Here is a 15562-nt window from a genome sequence, read left to right as displayed (position 1 = left end):
TTGTTCATCCTTCCTTGAGCGTTGGCTTCAGCACGACCTTGAGCGCCTCGCCACTTCGTGTCAGTTCGATGGCTTCGTTGATCCTCGCAAGCGGCAGCACGTGACTCACGATGGACTCTGCCGGGTACTTCGGGTCAAGGGCCAGCTCGAACGCCCGCTGGACCTGGATGCTCGTGGCACCGTAGTGGCCGTAGACCCACAGGCTTTTGTAATGGATCAGGTTGGTGTCCAATTCGGCAGTGCTGCCTCGAGGAACACCCCCGAAAAACACAGCCGTACCGCCTGCCCTGGTGATCTCCAATATCTGTTGCTGCGAGGTGGTACTCGGATTCGCCGAGATCGCCTTGTCCACTCCTCGCGAATGCGTAAGTAACAGGATCGTGTCGACGACATCGCACATCGAGCCATCGACGACCTCATCGACACCGAACGGGCCAAGGCGATCTAATCGGTCCCCATTCACGTCCGCCACAATGACTTTGGATGCTCCTCGCATCTTGCTCAGAATGGCGAGGTTCACACCAATTGGCCCGGCCCCCAAGATCGCGACGGTGTCGCCGAGACACACGTCGATGTTCTCCACACATGCGTATGTCGACGACAACGGTTCCGCCAATGATGCCCGAACCGGATCAACGGACTCAGGGACGTGGTACATGGCACCCCGTTCCAGGCGTGTGGCGGTATATGAGATGTATTCCGCGAAGCCGCCTGGGCGTTTCACGTAGGAATCGACGTCGGTGCACTGGTTACTTCGGCCAGAACGACAGTTTTCGCACCTGAGACAATGAGCCTCCGGGTAGATGTACAGACGCTCACCCATGGCCACGCCGTCAACGCCAGGCGCAACCTCATGAACGCATCCGACGACTTCATGACCATAGATGAAGGGATAATCGCCTTTCCGTGAGTCTGTCGACAGGTTACGAATATCAGACCCACACAGACCAACCGCTTCGACCTTAAGTACGAATCCACCCTCAGGACAGGTCGGTATCGGGACTCTTTCAAATCTCACGTCACCAGGCCCATGCATCACTGCGGCATCCATTAAGGCGTCCATCTGCACCACTTCCTCGTGTACGGCTCGCCAGACGTAACACTGATATTTTCACCACAAGCCATTCGTGGTCCATTACCATCTTGTTGCCAGCACGGCATCGACGGTTACCCAGCGGATGAGATCCAAATGAGTGCCGGGCGGTAGGCATTGCTCTTCTGCCTCCCCCTAGGCAAGTTCCGGGCTGTCCCCACCATAAGGCCACCAATTACACTGGCGTACAGGTGCTTCGTATGATTCGCTTTTCCGAACGGCAAGCATTGTTGCTGCAACTTCTCAGCGAGGTTCATTCCGCCACGACTGGATCGGACCTTGCTGCATTGCTCGGGGTCAGTTCACGGACCCTGCGTTATGACATCGCCCGTATCAACGGTATGACAAGGTCGGAAATCATTGAAGCCTCCGCCCATGGATATACCCTGAACCGACGTGCGTACGGTGATCTCCTTGGCAGGACATCAGACTTGGCGACGCACCTGGATCATCAGGAAAGAATTCTTCTCTTCCTGCTGTCCCGACCCCGTACCGATATTTATGAAATCATGGTTGAATGCTTCATGAGCGAATCGGTCACGCGTACGGCTCTGCAACGCCTCAAGCCCCAGGTAGAAAAGCACGGTCTTCATATTGAGGTGCACGGAGCTGACGTTGCGCTTGTTGGCTCCGAGCTGGACATTCGACATCTTCTCGGAGAGTTTGTCCACAATGCCATGGACGTCGTGGTGGGCCAGGACGAGAGGCTGAACCGCTATCTACCGGACGTTGATCTGGGAGTGATCAGACGCAACCTCGTGAGTGTCATCGCGGACCATGACCTCCATGCGGACGACATTCATCTGTCGAACACAGTCGTGAATCTTGCGATCTGCTTACAACGAAGTCACTTTAGGGTGGATGTGGACCCCAGTGTCATTCCGTCCCTGGACGAGGATATAACGCAACTGGCCGAACAGGTCCTATCCTCACTCGAGGGCACGTATCCTGACCTTGCGGTCCATCCTGTGGACCGGGCGTACGTGCATAGCGTCATCGGTCTTGCTCTTGATCCACACACCGACAGGCCGAACGACAGCCACGACGTCGAGCCGGATCGTGTCTTCAAAGTGGTTCAGGACTGCCTTGACGATGCCATCAATCATTTCGGCCTGTCAGCTGACAGATCGAAACTCGATTCAGACATCGCGGCCCACGTGGAACGCCTATCGACACGGAGCAGATCGATCCCTTTCTTCAGAAACAATCTTCAAGAGTCTCTTCGTGCAAGATCCCCACTGCTGTATGACGTCGCCGTCTACCTGGCTGATCTACTCAACAAGACCCTCGGAATATCCTTCCCCGATGATGAGATCGGGCTCCTCGCTGTCTACTTGGGCCTTCACACCCTTCCATCGAGGTCTCCCATGGACACGACTCACACCATCGTTGTCTGTCCGGACTACCAAGCTCTCCGTGATTGGGTCTTGACGGGTCTTTTCAACAGGTACCGGGACCGCCTCAGCATTCTCGATGTCGTAACAACATTGGATGGAGTCGACTTGGAGCCGTGCGAGCTGGTGATCTCGACGACCGATGAAAGCTCTATGTCCTGCCCCTGCGTGCAAGTGAGCGCGTTGCTATCAGACTTGGACTTCATTGCCCTCGACCAGGCTCTGCTCAAGTCCTCACAATCCAAGATCAGGCTTCACCTGTCGCAATCATTGCGCAAGTTCTTAGACCCCGATCTCTTTTTCGTTGATGCTCAGGTTAGTGATTCCGATTCCGCAATTTCCCTCATGTGCAACCGATTGCAGGACCACAATGTTGTACCTGCCGAGTTTTCCGAGTCGGTGCGACTGCGGGAGACCTATTCACCCACTTGCTTCGCCAGACGGTTTGCTGTGCCACATGCGATGGATTTTCTTGCGCATGAGACAAAAGTGTGTGTCCTCTTTCCTTCTTCCCCCGTGAGGTGGGGGCTGTCGGACGTGACGCTGATCCTCATGCTTGCTACCAATGCCGATGACTATGATGAGTTCCTGAATTTCTATCAACCGCTTATCAGCCTTCTGTATGATCCGACTCTGTACAACGAGCTCCGTAAGGTATCCGATTTCGACCAGTTCGTGGATTTCCTGAAAGATGAGTTGACGGAGCCTAATTAACAGACAAACACAATGAATCGAGGTATATTCATGATTTGTCAGGGTGAACGGCAAGCAGTGGTGGATGTCTGCCAGGAGTTGCAACGGAAGGGACTTGTTGTTGGCACGGCCGGCAACGTCTCGGTCCGAGTCGGCAACAAGGTGTGCATCTCACCATCCGCCGTACCGTACGAGGACCTCACGGCAGACCTCGTTGGCGTCCACGATCTCAATGGGGAGGTCGTCGAGGCACAACTCAAACCATCTAGCGAACTGCCTCTCCACTTGGCCGTCTATCACTCCACGGACGCTCGTGGGATCACCCACAACCACGCCCCTGCGTCCACCGCGCTTGGTCTGGTGTGCGACGAGGTCCCGTTCTCGCACTACTACTCAGCCATGTTCGGAGGGCCGATCCGAGTTTCCGCCTATGCCAACTTCGGCACCGACGAACTGGCCCACAACGTGGTGACAGCACTCGACGGACGTCAGGGTGCGCTCATGAGCAATCATGGCGCCATCACGATCGGCCCAACCCTAGACACGGCACTCTCCCTACTGCCGTATCTGGAGTACATCTGCGAGGTCCAACTTCGAGCGATGTCCACCGGCCGACCGGTGAAGGTCCTTAATGAACAACAGATCACCTTTCAAGTGGAAGCAATCAAGGAGTACTCATCAAGTCGGCTCCCAGAACAGTGACGATTCAGTTGCGTCCCAACAGGGATGACTCTCCCACAGCCGTCTCACCGAGGTGACCAGATCCGCACACGCCTCCCGTGTGGCCCCGCGCTGCCCGGACCCTGAATCCTCCGTCCGTCTAGGATCGAACCGGTCGACGAATGGAGAGCCGCATTGTTCTGGCAGAACCTGCGCCACCTGTGGCAACGCCGCGATTTCCGCAAGATTCTCGGGGTTCGTATAGCCACCCAGGCGGCTGACGGCACCCTCCAGGTTGGGATGGCTTCCTACGTCCTGCTCTCCCCGGAGCAGCAGCCTGACGCATGGTCCATAGCCATGGTGCTAGCTATCACCCTGCTGCCCTTCAGCATCATTGGCCCCTTCGTCTCCGTCGTGCTCGACCGCTGGTCACGTCAGCGCATCCTCGTCTACACCGATGGGCTGCGCTGCCTCATTGCGATCGGCTTGGGGATCCTCGTCTGGGATGGTGCGCGCGATCGACCCTCTCACCTGATCTTGCTCATTGGGTTACTCATCGCGATGAGCCTCAACCGGTTCTTGCTCACCGCCTTGGTCGCCGGGTTGGAGTACACCATCGACAAACGCGACTACCTGACGGCCTCGTCGATCATGCCAACGATTGGCCCGCTAGGACTCATGATCGGTGCGGTCGTTGCTGCGGCAGTGCGCATGATCGCCGGACGCCATATCCCGATACACCACGCCGATACGATCGTCTTCTGCATATCTGCGACCCTGTTCGCAGTCTCGGTCGCCTTAGGACTGCAATTTTCACGTCGGGAGCTTGGCCCACCATTAGTGGATCGTTCCCGGACGATGAGAGCGGTAGCTGGGGATGTGGTGGATGGTTTCCGCTATCTGAGGAAAGTGCCATTGGTGGGACATTCCCTCACGCTGATCGGCGCCCAGCGGGTGCTGTTCGGGGTGTACTCAGTGGCGATGATCTTGGGGTACCGCAACCGATTCCACGTGCAGTCTGACATCAACGGAGCCATGGCAGACATGACGGTGTGGGCCGTAGCCATGGGCGCCGGCTTCGTGCTCTCGGCAGGCTTCATGCCAATGCTGGTGCATCGCCTAGGAATGCGTCGTGCCCTGATGACTCTCCTCATGGCGACCGCGGTCATCCAGGCCTTCCCAGGTGCCATCCCGAACCGTTGGGGTCTACTTGCGGCTGGCTTCCTCATTGGGCTCTTCGCCCAGTCCTTGAAAGCCGGTGTCGACACCATTTGTCAGGCACACATCTCTGACGGCTACAAGGGCCGCGTGTTCATCGCTTACGACATGGTGTACAACGCGATGTTCGTGGCAGGTTCAGCGTTGGCTGCGTTGGTGCTGCCCATCCAGGGCCTGTCTGGCCCCCACATCGTCGGTCTGGCCATCGTCTACCTCGTGGTGGCCATGGTCTTCGCGCTAGCAACCCGGGCCCACGGCGACGATGTCTTTGACAAGGGCAGCGCCCTCGGCGGGTTACCCACCGGTACTCCCGAAGAGTGACACCTCGGCTTATGCGGTGGCGTCACTGGCCTTGCGGGCGACGCCCTCAGACCACCCTGGCCCGTGCGTGACCCTCCATCACTTCCTGCAAGACGGTGATAGTTTCCTCTGACAAGTCGACGCCAAGCCGTCGCGCCTGACGAGACAGCACGTAGACCAGCCTTTCAACCTCGCCCCGGTCGCCGAGTTCGTCAGCCAGTTTGATGCGAGCCACCAGCAACACTTCATCCTCGGGACAGGCGACGGTAGCTCTGGCGAGGGCCCGGGACGCCAACTCGACGTCTCCCGTCTCCATTGCTCGTCGGGCCACCTCAACCCCGATGTCGCGAACCATCTGGATCATGTCAATCCGCCATTCCTCAGCCCAATGCCATTGGCCGGGAGCAGCATCAGCCAGGGGAGCGCCGCGGACGAGGTCGAGGGCACTCACAAGGTTGGCTAACGGAGCCGTCGATACTCCCCCAGAAACCAGCAGTTCGAGCCTTTCCCAGTCGCTCGTCACTGCATCTACTAAGCGCAATGAACCGTCGTATCCCTCTGGCAAGTAGGCGCGGCCAGCGTCATCGGTGCCGAGCCAACGGCGCAGCCGGGAGACATTGGAGCGTCGGGTCGGCTCAGCAACCATGAGCGCGTCAGCCATCTGGACAGAGCGCGCCCCTGGATGGCACAACAGCCAGGCGCAGTACTCCAAGCATTGCCGTCGAGCTTTCGCCGGCGGATTTCCCCGGGCTCCCAACAGGTCAACCGGGCCGAGAAGCCGCAATATGGGCGACAGCACCTGTCCGCCGGCGACGGGCAGCTGGGCAACATCACTCCTCATAGTCGACGTCAGCACGGTTTCCTCCTCGACGGTCAAATGGGCATCACTGGGTGGCAGCGCAGCGCAGGGTTTGGCCATCACCGGCGGAGGATCGGATCCCTCTTCGCCGCCTCGCCGCGGCTCCCACCACGGGGCGGCCTCCGTATCAGACCGAGCGGTGGTCTCAAGCAATTCCACAACGGCACGACGCATCGGCGCGGTGACGATCTGTGGGGTAAACGGCTGGCCGTCGAACTCCGCATGATCACAATCGGTGACGATGATCTCCCGGACACCTGACCCCGGCATAACGATGACGATGCCCGCCGCAGCAAGGGACTCTTGGTCCGGAAGATCGAGGGGGCTTGAGGAGAGAACAACCCTGGTGATCGTCCCGGGATACTTGCTGGCTTCCTCGGAAAAACCAACCAACCCCTCAACAACCTCGTCCTCATCGGCGAGTTGCACATCATCGCTACCGGTATGTGCCAGCCACCCAAGATCCTCACCCACCGCAACGATGTCGATTCCGCCACTCCACGGCGCCGCAACGAGAGACAGGCTGATTGAGGCCACCATTGCCGTAGCCAAGTCTCCGGACGCATTAATCGCTAGTACCCCACGAATATCCGCAAGATCCACCAAGACCGGCATCTGAGAATCGCGTGTTCCCAGCACAACGGTGGTCGGCGTCATGGCGTCGGTGAGAGCAGCGGCGTCCATTGAGGGGACTCATCAAGCTGGTCTACGGCAGCGTCAAGAACGCGCTTGGCCCGACGGGGCTCTCCCGATACTGTCGGTATGCGTCGTCCGAGCGGCCGGGTAAAGAGCTGTTGTCGACGTCGAGCTGTAACGGTGCCAGCGACCTCACCCGCCAGGAATAAACTCAGGCCAGCTAGTCCCGCCCGAAGTATCTCGGCAGGGTTTTGCCCAACCTCAGCCATGCTCGCAACCTCGTCCACCCCAGCAGCCACTGGAGGTCCAGCTGTCGCTTCAGTCACAGTAGCCGTGGTGTCGTCACCCACCTCAGGCAGAAGTTCGTTCCCAGTCAGCGTCCCGGCAGAGACCGGTTTCACCCGCGCGCCGGCTGTCTCATCGGTGTGCTGGTCAGATGCCTGCTTGTCCTCAGCTGCGGAATCCGGAAGGACCAGTTCCCACCCTGGCTCGATGTGATCCGGGTCCGCGATGATCCCCTCATTGAGATGCCAGATTGCTGGCCAGGATGACGCATCCCCTAACTGTGTCTGGGCAATCCCGCTGAGGGTGTCTCCTTGCTCGACGGTGACGGTCCGAGCTTTCGACGCTTCCGATTGGGGAGCTATCTGGTTGAGTTCCTCGGCGTCGATCGGGCGGCCGGCACCGGTGTGCCCGGCAGGCACGGTCACTGTGGCTCCCGGAAGAGCGAGGCGCTGACCGACGACGAGATGATCAACATCGACATCGGGGTTGGCAGCGGCGATGCGTCGCCAAGAGGTGCCATCTCCGTACCAGGTCTCAGCGAGCGCCCACAGATCATCATGAGGCCCGACGGTGACAGTAGTGACGCCCTCATCATGCTCCGCGCTACTGGCCTGAATCTCAGAAGCAGGCTGCGGGGTGGCAACCGCGGCGGCCGCGTCTGATACCGGAACGGACGGGACAGCTGATCGCGTCAGCGGTGACAGGACAGTCAGGCTCGCCACCAACAACCCTGCCGCGATCCCCTGAACCGCGCTCAAACCAGGAAGCTTCACGTGATAACGCTGACTGGTGACTACCCCGACGGCCTCAGCGACGACGCAGACACTGAACACCGTCCAGGCCACCCAGCCGCTCACGGTCACAACAGTGAGGAGGATCGACCCGTCGTCAGGAGCCAGCCATCTTGCTGGGTGTAACACAGTGCTGGCGTCGAGGTGTCCCCATGCCACGAGGGCGGCTGGGGAGCCCACCACCAGAACGAGGAGGGCCGCCATGGCCAAGGCACCAAGTATTCGGGCACGAATAGCTGAGATCTTCATGAATATCTCTCCCGATGACTGTCAAGGGTGGAGCGCGCCGTCGACTCGACGTGCAGGGCTCCTGGCATCCCCGGGACGAGGAGGTCAGACAGCCTGACGGTGCAACTCACCCGTGCTGATGTGGTGCCAGCCGACCCGGCAGGAAGAGCAAGACCTGAGGTGTCCAGCGCAATCACGGGGTCACTGCACCTGGTACCAGCCAACTCAGCCATGCCGACGCGCTGCCCCACCGCAATGCCCTCGCCAACTGATGAGGTCACCGACCCAGCCCGAGCGGCGACTTGGGCAGCCGACTGAGCATCAGCCCTTACTTCAGACATTCGCCAGCCTCCGGTGGCCACCGCGGCAAACATGAGAAGAGCAGGCAAAATGAGGACGGCTTCGACCGCAACTGATCCTCGGTAGCGCCGATGGCGTCGATTCTGGCAGAGGCTGCAGGAAGGATAGCCCACCGGGCCGATGCGGTTTTGAGGAGGTAGCGCTCCCCCATGGAAGGGGCGAATCATGTCCCCTCCTCGACGGCGACGGCATGCCCCTTGACTGCGACGGTGGCGCCAAAGAAAGCCGCGGCTCGTCCTTCAACATCGACCCTGACGAGGGAATCAGACGTACTCACTGTGACTGTAACATCGGTCACCTTCGACGTCCGGGCGACATCGCGCGCAGCAGCTTCGGCCTCACCGGCGTGCGATCCTTGCAAAGCTTGCACGCGGACTGCTGCTCGGGCTGCTTCGGTGACGGTAGCCCGTGCCTGAAGGACGATCGCGGTCTGGATGACCGCGACTACTATCAGCAGGACAACGGGCCACACCAGCGACCACTGGAGAGATTCGGAAACTCCACGCTCCCGGCACTCTCGACGCTCCGTCCGACCTGGATTCACTTCGGCAAGTTTGACGACACATATCCTTTGATCACGGTGACAACCACCGTCGCGATCGAAACCGCACCAACCAACAAGATGGCGTTTTCGGTTGACTGACTGAGTCCCCTCTCGTCGCGTTTCTCGACGAGAGGGGAAATCCCCGCTGTCATCGGAAGAACGACCGAAGCAACAGTGTTTACATGTTTCATAGCGACCTCCTTGGTCATTCGCACCGGCCTTTCCGGTGACGTCGTGTGCCCCGTAACTGGTCGGGGATTCGAGGGTGCGAGACGTAGTCACGAAGCGACCCCCGCCATGATCAACAGCGGTGGGGTGATGAGCACTAACCCCAGCACAAGGACGGGAATGACCATCCAGATCGTCAGGGATTCCGAGGTCGTCTGAGCCTCGACCTTCTCCCGATTAAGGTGGGCGTCCCTCATCTCGTTGACCCGAGCGCGCAGTGCCCCGGCGAGGGATGCGCCCTGGTCGTCTAGTCGTAGTACCTCAACGAGCTCGGCAAGTTCCGGCAGACCAAGTTCCTCCGACAACCCGTCTAAACCAGCCCATGGTGACTGCTGCTCCAACCGGGAGCGCTCCAGAGTCGTGCGGATACGCGCCAGAACAGGGTGATCGCTTATCTGCGCCGCCTCGACAAGGGCCCGCGGAGCTGACTGGTTAGCCAGTCGAGCGAGCGTGACGAGATCGACATAGACCAAGACGGCTTCGGCAGCGTCCTGGCGCACCGCTTTGGACAGTGATCTGATCCGAGTGTCGGGAATGAACCAGCCGGCAACGGCAAGAACCACCGCCAACCCGACCGGGGTTACTGGAAGGGTGTCCCCACAGATAGCGGCTACAACCCGTGCCAGTGCTGGGACGAGCATTCCTCCCAGGGCCATGACGGCCTTCTCGGCTACCAGATCGCCAGGGGTTCTCCCCTGCAACGCAAGGGTGCGACGAGATCGCTCACTCACCACCTGCGGCCACCGGATCGCAGTTTTCGTTCCCCACCGTTCCAGTCGTCCACTCTCCGGCGCGGGTTCGACGATGACGTCCTGACTCCCGTGACCCGACAGCCTTGCTAGGGCGTCAGACAGTCTCAAGGGGGCACTGCGCCGTCCAAAAATGACAAAGACTGGCGCGCACGCCAGCAACGCCCCACAGATAGCGGCAAGGACGATGGTGGACTCAGCCATAGGTTGCCTCCTCTGTACGCCGAAGGAGGATCCGAGCACGACGTCGCAGCTTGCTACGCCGGGATAGGGCGATCAAACCGACGAGGTAGAGACTCGTGTAGCAGCACAACAGAAGCTGGCCAACACCGGTGCGATAGGGAGCCAGGTACTCCCGACCAAGAATGAGGGCACCTGCCAACACAACGCCGATGATGATGCTGACCTGGCGCACCACGACCCGTGGCTTAGCACGCTCGACTCGTATCTCTCGAGCTGCCCGGATGCGTTCCTGGAGGGACGCCGCGAGAGCGTCAAGGGTAGTGGTAGCTCCTGTCCCACCCCGTTCAGCAGCCATCATGGTCGCAGCAATAACTTGATCAGCGTCGGCGCTGTTGAGATCATCGGCAAAACCTTGTAGGGCAGATCGGGTGTCCCACCGCGAATCCAGCCGGGCTACCACCCGGGTGAGTGGTCCGACAAGGAGTTCAGGGGCTTGACGACGAGTCGCCCGGATGGCATCAATGACGGATTTACCCGTCGATGCCGACCCGCTGACGAGACGCACCCACCGTTCTAAGGCACGCATGACGTCGAGGTCATGACGCGGTGGATCAGCCAGCAAGGCGGGGACGACGACCGCCAATACCGGCACTATCGCCAACAACACGACCCATCCCGTCGCTAGATAACCTACGACACCGATTCCCAAACCAGTGAGGCCATGAACGCGATCGCGGCGGGGTAGCCGAGAGAACCAATTGTCCACCGTTGTCCACATGCTTGTGGATTGCCCTGTGGATAACTGGTGAATCGGAGCGATGCCGATGCCCACCATGATCACTCCTCCGACGAAAAGCCCGCCGAGCAGTGCGGCAATCGTGGTGTTCATACCCATCTCGTTACCTCCGGCTCGTAGTGGGACAATTCAGCAACGAGGACGGGATCCGGGTGGAATACGCCTGGGCTGGTTGGCGTCGACGCAGCATAGGCGAGGTGGGTGACCGGTCGTCCGTTCTCTAAGGCTCCGGTGAGTTGACGAATCTCGGTGATGTGACGAGTCCGGGTACCTCCTCTCCAAGTGTCATCACCCAGGGTGACGTGCACGAGGAACGTGATGTTGTGCGCGATCTGCCGATATGCCTCCTCAATCGTCATGACCCCGCCCATGGCGACTCGCCCGGCCAACCGATCCATGGTCGAGGTGGCCGAGTGGGAGTGCGTAGTACTCATCGTTCCGGCACCGGCCTGCATGGCCTCGAACATGGCAGCCGCCTCAACGCCGCGAACCTCGCCCACTACCAAACGCGAAAGGTTCTGGCGCAGCGCCTCTGGGATGAGGTCGGCGACCGTGAACTCGCCCAGGGAGTGACCGTCCACTTTTTCTCCCAGCCCCACGGTGGCTTGCAGGGCGACCATATTGTCGCGATCTGGGTTGAGGTGAGTGAGCAATTCGTAGTCAGTTTCAAGGGTTCCAAATCGTTCGGTGGATGGAATGGCGTCAACCAAAGCTCGCAGCAAGGTCGTCTTGCCAGCACCTTGGTCTCCGGCAATGACGATGGACCGACGCGCCAGCACGGCCGCGCGCAGCAGCACCCCGACGTAGTGAGGCATCATTTCGGTATTGACGAGGTCGTCGATCGTCACTCTCGTCAGGGTGTGGTGGCGGATGACCACCGAAGGCCGGTAAGACAACCCGAACCCGATAGCGTGTAGACGATATTGGGATCCCAACGCTACCGTCATGGTGGGGTGAGCGTCGTCAAAGGGCCGCGGCGGGTTGGCCGATTCACCGAGAAACCGAATCGCCTCGACGAGTTCAGCATCATCATCGGCCACCACGGGACCGGGTTCGCGTCGTCCATCGCCGTACTGCACAAAGACCCGATCGCAGCCATTGATTTCAATATTCTCCGCATCTTGGATTTCGAAGAGAGGCTGTAGTCGCCCGTACCCGAAGATGGCATCCATGACCGCGCGGACGTACGCATCCTTCGTCTGTGTACTCCACAGGGCTTGACCCTCAGCAGTCAGTTTCTCGGCGTGGGACTCGACGGCCTGCCGCACGATCGATTGACCTAGCATCCGCACATCGTCGCCGCTCAGGTCGACGCCGGTGCGTTCCCGATGGGACGCCCGTTCCGACGAGATGCGTTCAGAGGCTTTCCGACGCAACTCAACGACAATGCGCCAGTCCACGTCACTCGTGTCGAGCCGCCGCCGGGCGGGAGGGGTAATCGCCGTCGCTGGCGGTCCCTGTGGGGGCGGGGAGATGCGGGAAAGCAGACCAGCCAAGTTTTCCCCACCCTCGCTCGAGCGTACCGAAGTGTTAAATCGGCCAACCGCAGCAGTCTGGTCGATCATCATGACACCACCCCCATTGCCGAGGTGGCGAGAACGTCAGGTCCAGTGACGGCGTGATGAGCTCGACGGACCCGCTCTTGCATGGACTCCGCCACACTTTGCACACTCGTGGCGTAGCGTCCGCGCGCCCAACGCTTCCCTGCGGGTTCCCCGTCGGACAGCACCGCAGCCGCGCGAGCGTCGAAGACGACATCACCAAAGACCGGAAGACCAAATTGATGACCGATCTCGCGGGAGCTGTACGGACGGCCGGACCCGACGACGATGAGTCCCATTGTCCCCGTGGTCGTCGAGGACATGGCCTCCATTTCCTCAGTTCGCATGGACAAGGTCGCCAGTTGCCGGAGCCGAGATCCCGTCACCATTGCGATGAGGGAGGCGCGGGAAATGAGGCTTTCAGGCAGGCCTTCCGGCCCCAACCGGCCTGCGTCGACCATGACGTCAACCCCCGCCCGCCCAAGATCGATCATGGCGCTGACAAGGCTCGGCCACGATGTTCCCATGAGAGAGGCATGTCCGAGATGCCCGTATCCGCTGAGTAAACCTACCGTTCGATCGTCGGAATCGTGGAGAAGTGGAATGGTCTCCTCCCACATCGCCTGGACGGGGTCAGCACCGTCACGGCAGGCTGTGGCTACGCCGATGAGTCCGGCGCGCAGTGGGACGCGACCCATCAGATACCCCGATTCGATCACGTGACCGGGGAACGGGTCAGCATCAACAAGGACGACATCACGCGGCCAAGTGAGTGCCAGACCGAGAGCGGTCGTTGTCAGGCCAGGGGATCCCCCGGAACTGGTCAGCACGATGATTGACATCACCGTCCCCTTTCCACGACGGCGATGCGGTCCAGGGAAGCGAGGTCAGCAAGCCGGGCAGCGTCGCCGGAATCAACCTCGACATCGACCAACCAACTACTATGATCACCCGTCGCCTTGGGCGCCGCGACGACCACAGCGTCGACGGTGGACAGCTGTGAGACGGTTCCGGTGTCCTTGTCAGGGCTGGTTTCTACCACGGTGACGTGGGACCCGGCGGGTAGAGAAACGGTAGGTAAGCGTCCGGCGGCAAGTCTGAGGCCTACCCGGGAGCGTCCGGGCGCCACCCGCAGTTCTCCCACTGAGTGGGACCCGAGGAGTTGTCCCGATGACAGATCGACCAAGGCATGGCGACCGACGATCTTGTCGAGTTGGTCGGCCGGGATTGTGGCGACGGCTCGATCGACGGCTACTGAGGTCAGACCAATGTCGGTATTGCGCACGACCTCTCCTTGCCCCACAGCCCGCGTCATGACGAGGACTTGATCGGCATGAGAAGCGCGGTGCCAGGCAACGGCTCCACCCAGGCCGCCTAAGCATGCGCACAGCACTCCTATGACGATGAGGCGTGGTGAACGACGCAGCCGGGGAGATGGCGCCGCTGCGCTAGCAGGTATCGCAGTCACGGACATGGCCGCGAAGCTATGTGCCAGCTGACATGGGCGACAAGAGATGCACAGCAAATCTGTGGACATCGAAATCGAGGTGACACGCGCCACGCGCACACAGCACGCTATCCACAGTTGCCCACAAGCCCTGTGGATAACCCTGGGGATAATGAGACCTGGACGCGCCCATGTCCGGCCGTGATAACCATCAACAGCGGATCCCCGGCTGCCGCCCGCCGTGAAACAGTCACCCGAGTCTCGGCCTAACTAAATCAGATGGACCTCACCACTGACTGTCCACCCTAATCCGGGGTCCACCGCGCCCGCGGTATCGCACACCACGACGTCGGCCTTCACATCGAGTTGCTCCGCAGTCTCGTAAGGATAGTTCGCCCCAACCATGAAGGATTCACCCGGCCCCAGCACGTATGGTGGCCTCGCAGTCCCGCGGGCGAAAGGGGTCGTCACAACTTTGTGGGCCGCATCAGCTTCGGGGGCCGACACCGAAACCAACGGCTGACGCCAACTCCAGTCCGGATAGCGCGCGGTAATCGTCACAGTCCCCAAACCCAAATTGATGGGCGCTTTTGACACATTCGTAACGATGTAGCGCACCAGCACAATGGACGAGCCTTTGCGCACCACCGGGATGCCACCCTGCGGATCCACCATAACGGAATCTTCGGGCGCCTTCGCTATCGCCGCTTGGTCCACCTCGATGCGAATACGATCATCACCAAAATGCCCAAGCTTCTTGCCAGATCGCGTCACGGGAACAGCCCATGCTGGATGCGCGTCGGTACCCATCGGGGTTTCACGGGCCATCGTCGGGGTTGGCTGCGGCGTAGTCAGAGGGGTGAGGGTGCTACACCCCGGCACAAGCGCGCAGGCCAGCACGACACACGTAACCACACCGCGGCGCATGCCCTCACCTCCATCACAAGTCATCACGCAGCAAGGCCATGGCCACCGAATCCCAGCGACGCCCCTGCCACGATCGTGCCTGGGGAATCCTGCCACATTCGCGGTATCCCACAGCACTGGCACAGTGAATCATTCTGCCATTGCCGCTCCACGTCGTCAGCGTCACCACCTGAGCATCAGTGGTGGCAAAAGTCGCCTCGGTCCACAACCGCAGCGCTTGACGCCCCACACCGTGTCCCCACAGAGTCGGCCTAAACAGGACAATCCCGACCTCCCACCAGCCTCCTCCGGCTGGCGGCTCCTCGAACCGGGAAACGAACCCGACCCGCTGCCCGTCGACGGTGATGATGGCACGGTGACCGGTCATCAGCCCCGGACGCCACTCTTCGGCAAACTCGGCAAGACTACGATCGTCGTCAAACCCGAAATAAGGGCCGTCCCACTGCTTCCACTGCGGATGGACCACCTCAACGTTCCAGTGCCACAACCATTCCAGATCATCCTCAACGAGAGGGCAGATCTCGACTTTCCCGACCCGTGCAGGGCCATCGCAAGGGGGAACGTCACGTGGCGGAGTCACGTCTCCATTTTGCCTGCCCACGACAACTCACCGCGTGGCAGGCTGGGATC

14 protein-coding genes and 1 pseudogene are annotated in these 15562 nt (G+C 60.4%); 3 read left to right on the top strand and 12 right to left on the bottom strand.

The genetic code is table 11. The annotated features are described in order from the left end of the window. Positions 1-4: 4 nt before the first annotated feature. On the bottom strand, positions 5-1063 hold the full coding sequence (locus F1563_RS05190; protein ID WP_002533965.1) for an alcohol dehydrogenase catalytic domain-containing protein: 1059 nt from the start codon (positions 1061-1063) through the stop codon (positions 5-7). A gap of 230 nt (positions 1064-1293) precedes the next feature. Here F1563_RS05190 and F1563_RS05185 point away from each other — a divergent pair, with 230 nt between their 5' ends. From F1563_RS05185 to F1563_RS05175, 3 genes are all read left to right on the top strand, one after another. Continuing rightward, entirely contained in the window at positions 1294-3201 is a 1908-nt protein-coding gene (locus F1563_RS05185; RefSeq protein ID WP_002528457.1) for a BglG family transcription antiterminator, read from the top strand. A gap of 30 nt (positions 3202-3231) precedes the next feature. Next, positions 3232-3882 carry a class II aldolase/adducin family protein gene (locus tag F1563_RS05180; protein ID WP_007434298.1) on the top strand — a complete coding sequence of 217 codons (651 nt, stop codon included), beginning with the start codon at positions 3232-3234 and terminating at the stop codon, positions 3880-3882. Between the two features lie 153 nt (positions 3883-4035). Continuing rightward, positions 4036-5379, top strand: a complete 1344-nt coding sequence (locus F1563_RS05175) for an MFS transporter (protein ID WP_002528455.1) — start codon at positions 4036-4038, stop codon at positions 5377-5379. 46 nt (positions 5380-5425) lie between these two features. On the opposite strand, the pseudogene F1563_RS13540 reads toward F1563_RS05175, so the two are convergent. The 11 genes and pseudogenes from F1563_RS13540 to F1563_RS05115 all read right to left on the bottom strand — a co-directional run bounded on the left by F1563_RS13540 (position 5426) and on the right by F1563_RS05115 (position 15512). Next, positions 5426-8178 (bottom strand): annotated as a pseudogene (locus F1563_RS13540) (AfsR/SARP family transcriptional regulator). Beyond that, positions 8175-8684, bottom strand: coding sequence for a TadE/TadG family type IV pilus assembly protein (locus tag F1563_RS05160; protein ID WP_036958397.1), 510 nt, complete (start codon positions 8682-8684; stop codon positions 8175-8177). Before F1563_RS05160 ends, F1563_RS13540 begins: the two are co-directional and overlap by 4 nt. Next, positions 8681-9061 carry a TadE/TadG family type IV pilus assembly protein gene (locus tag F1563_RS05155; protein ID WP_172623600.1) on the bottom strand — a complete coding sequence of 127 codons (381 nt, stop codon included), beginning with the start codon at positions 9059-9061 and terminating at the stop codon, positions 8681-8683. The genes F1563_RS05160 and F1563_RS05155 overlap by 4 nt, the downstream gene beginning before the upstream one ends. Next, entirely contained in the window at positions 9058-9270 is a 213-nt protein-coding gene (locus F1563_RS05150) for a hypothetical protein (protein ID WP_002528450.1), read from the bottom strand. Before F1563_RS05150 ends, F1563_RS05155 begins: the two co-directional genes overlap by 4 nt. A 69-nt stretch (positions 9271-9339) precedes the next feature. Beyond that, positions 9340-10242, bottom strand: a complete 903-nt coding sequence (locus F1563_RS05145) for a type II secretion system F family protein (protein WP_002528449.1) — start codon at positions 10240-10242, stop codon at positions 9340-9342. After that, positions 10235-11116, bottom strand: coding sequence for a type II secretion system F family protein (locus tag F1563_RS05140; RefSeq protein WP_002528448.1), 882 nt, complete (start codon positions 11114-11116; stop codon positions 10235-10237). Before F1563_RS05140 ends, F1563_RS05145 begins: the two co-directional genes overlap by 8 nt. Next, complete coding sequence (locus F1563_RS05135; RefSeq protein WP_172623629.1) at positions 11107-12303, bottom strand: TadA family conjugal transfer-associated ATPase; 1197 nt, start codon at positions 12301-12303, stop codon at positions 11107-11109. The genes F1563_RS05140 and F1563_RS05135 overlap by 10 nt, the downstream gene beginning before the upstream one ends. 278 nt (positions 12304-12581) lie before the next feature. Further along, positions 12582-13400 (bottom strand): CpaE/TadZ family protein, encoded by an 819-nt coding sequence (locus tag F1563_RS05130; RefSeq protein ID WP_002528446.1) that lies wholly within the window; start codon positions 13398-13400, stop codon positions 12582-12584. Then, positions 13400-13873: an SAF domain-containing protein gene (locus F1563_RS05125; RefSeq protein WP_002528445.1), complete on the bottom strand. Its 474-nt coding sequence runs from the start codon at positions 13871-13873 to the stop codon at positions 13400-13402. Before F1563_RS05125 ends, F1563_RS05130 begins: the two co-directional genes overlap by 1 nt. Before the next feature lie 402 nt (positions 13874-14275). Then, positions 14276-14932 carry a hypothetical protein gene (locus tag F1563_RS05120; RefSeq protein ID WP_036958395.1) on the bottom strand — a complete coding sequence of 219 codons (657 nt, stop codon included), beginning with the start codon at positions 14930-14932 and terminating at the stop codon, positions 14276-14278. Between the two features lie 13 nt (positions 14933-14945). Beyond that, the gene (locus tag F1563_RS05115) at positions 14946-15512 is read right to left on the bottom strand and encodes a GNAT family N-acetyltransferase (protein WP_036958393.1); all 567 of its coding nucleotides are present in this window, start codon (positions 15510-15512) and stop codon (positions 14946-14948) included. Between the last annotated feature and the right edge of the window lie 50 nt (positions 15513-15562).

This window comes from Cutibacterium modestum, assembly GCF_008326345.1.
Lineage (GTDB): Bacteria > Actinomycetota > Actinomycetes > Propionibacteriales > Propionibacteriaceae > Cutibacterium > Cutibacterium modestum.
This window is presented reverse-complemented; position numbering and strand designations above follow the sequence as displayed.

Bases quoted from the DNA above. Each gene is read 5' to 3' on its own strand.
- F1563_RS05130 (WP_002528446.1), bottom strand. From the start codon at position 13,400: ATGTCAATCATCGTGCTGACCAGTTCCGGGGGATCCCCTGGCCTGACA.
- F1563_RS05180 (WP_007434298.1), top strand. From the start codon at position 3,232: ATGATTTGTCAGGGTGAACGGCAAGCAGTGGTGGATGTCTGCCAGGAG.
- F1563_RS05150 (WP_002528450.1), bottom strand. From the start codon at position 9,270: ATGACCAAGGAGGTCGCTATGAAACATGTAAACACTGTTGCTTCGGTC.
- F1563_RS05125 (WP_002528445.1), bottom strand. From the start codon at position 13,873: ATGACGCGGGCTGTGGGGCAAGGAGAGGTCGTGCGCAATACCGACATT.
- F1563_RS05185 (WP_002528457.1), top strand. From the start codon at position 1,294: ATGATTCGCTTTTCCGAACGGCAAGCATTGTTGCTGCAACTTCTCAGC.
- F1563_RS05145 (WP_002528449.1), bottom strand. From the start codon at position 10,242: ATGGCTGAGTCCACCATCGTCCTTGCCGCTATCTGTGGGGCGTTGCTG.
- F1563_RS05160 (WP_036958397.1), bottom strand. From the start codon at position 8,684: ATGATTCGCCCCTTCCATGGGGGAGCGCTACCTCCTCAAAACCGCATC.
- F1563_RS05140 (WP_002528448.1), bottom strand. From the start codon at position 11,116: ATGGGTATGAACACCACGATTGCCGCACTGCTCGGCGGGCTTTTCGTC.
- F1563_RS05120 (WP_036958395.1), bottom strand. From the start codon at position 14,932: ATGCGCCGCGGTGTGGTTACGTGTGTCGTGCTGGCCTGCGCGCTTGTG.
- F1563_RS05190 (WP_002533965.1), bottom strand. From the start codon at position 1,063: ATGGACGCCTTAATGGATGCCGCAGTGATGCATGGGCCTGGTGACGTG.
- F1563_RS05135 (WP_172623629.1), bottom strand. From the start codon at position 12,303: ATGCTAGGTCAATCGATCGTGCGGCAGGCCGTCGAGTCCCACGCCGAG.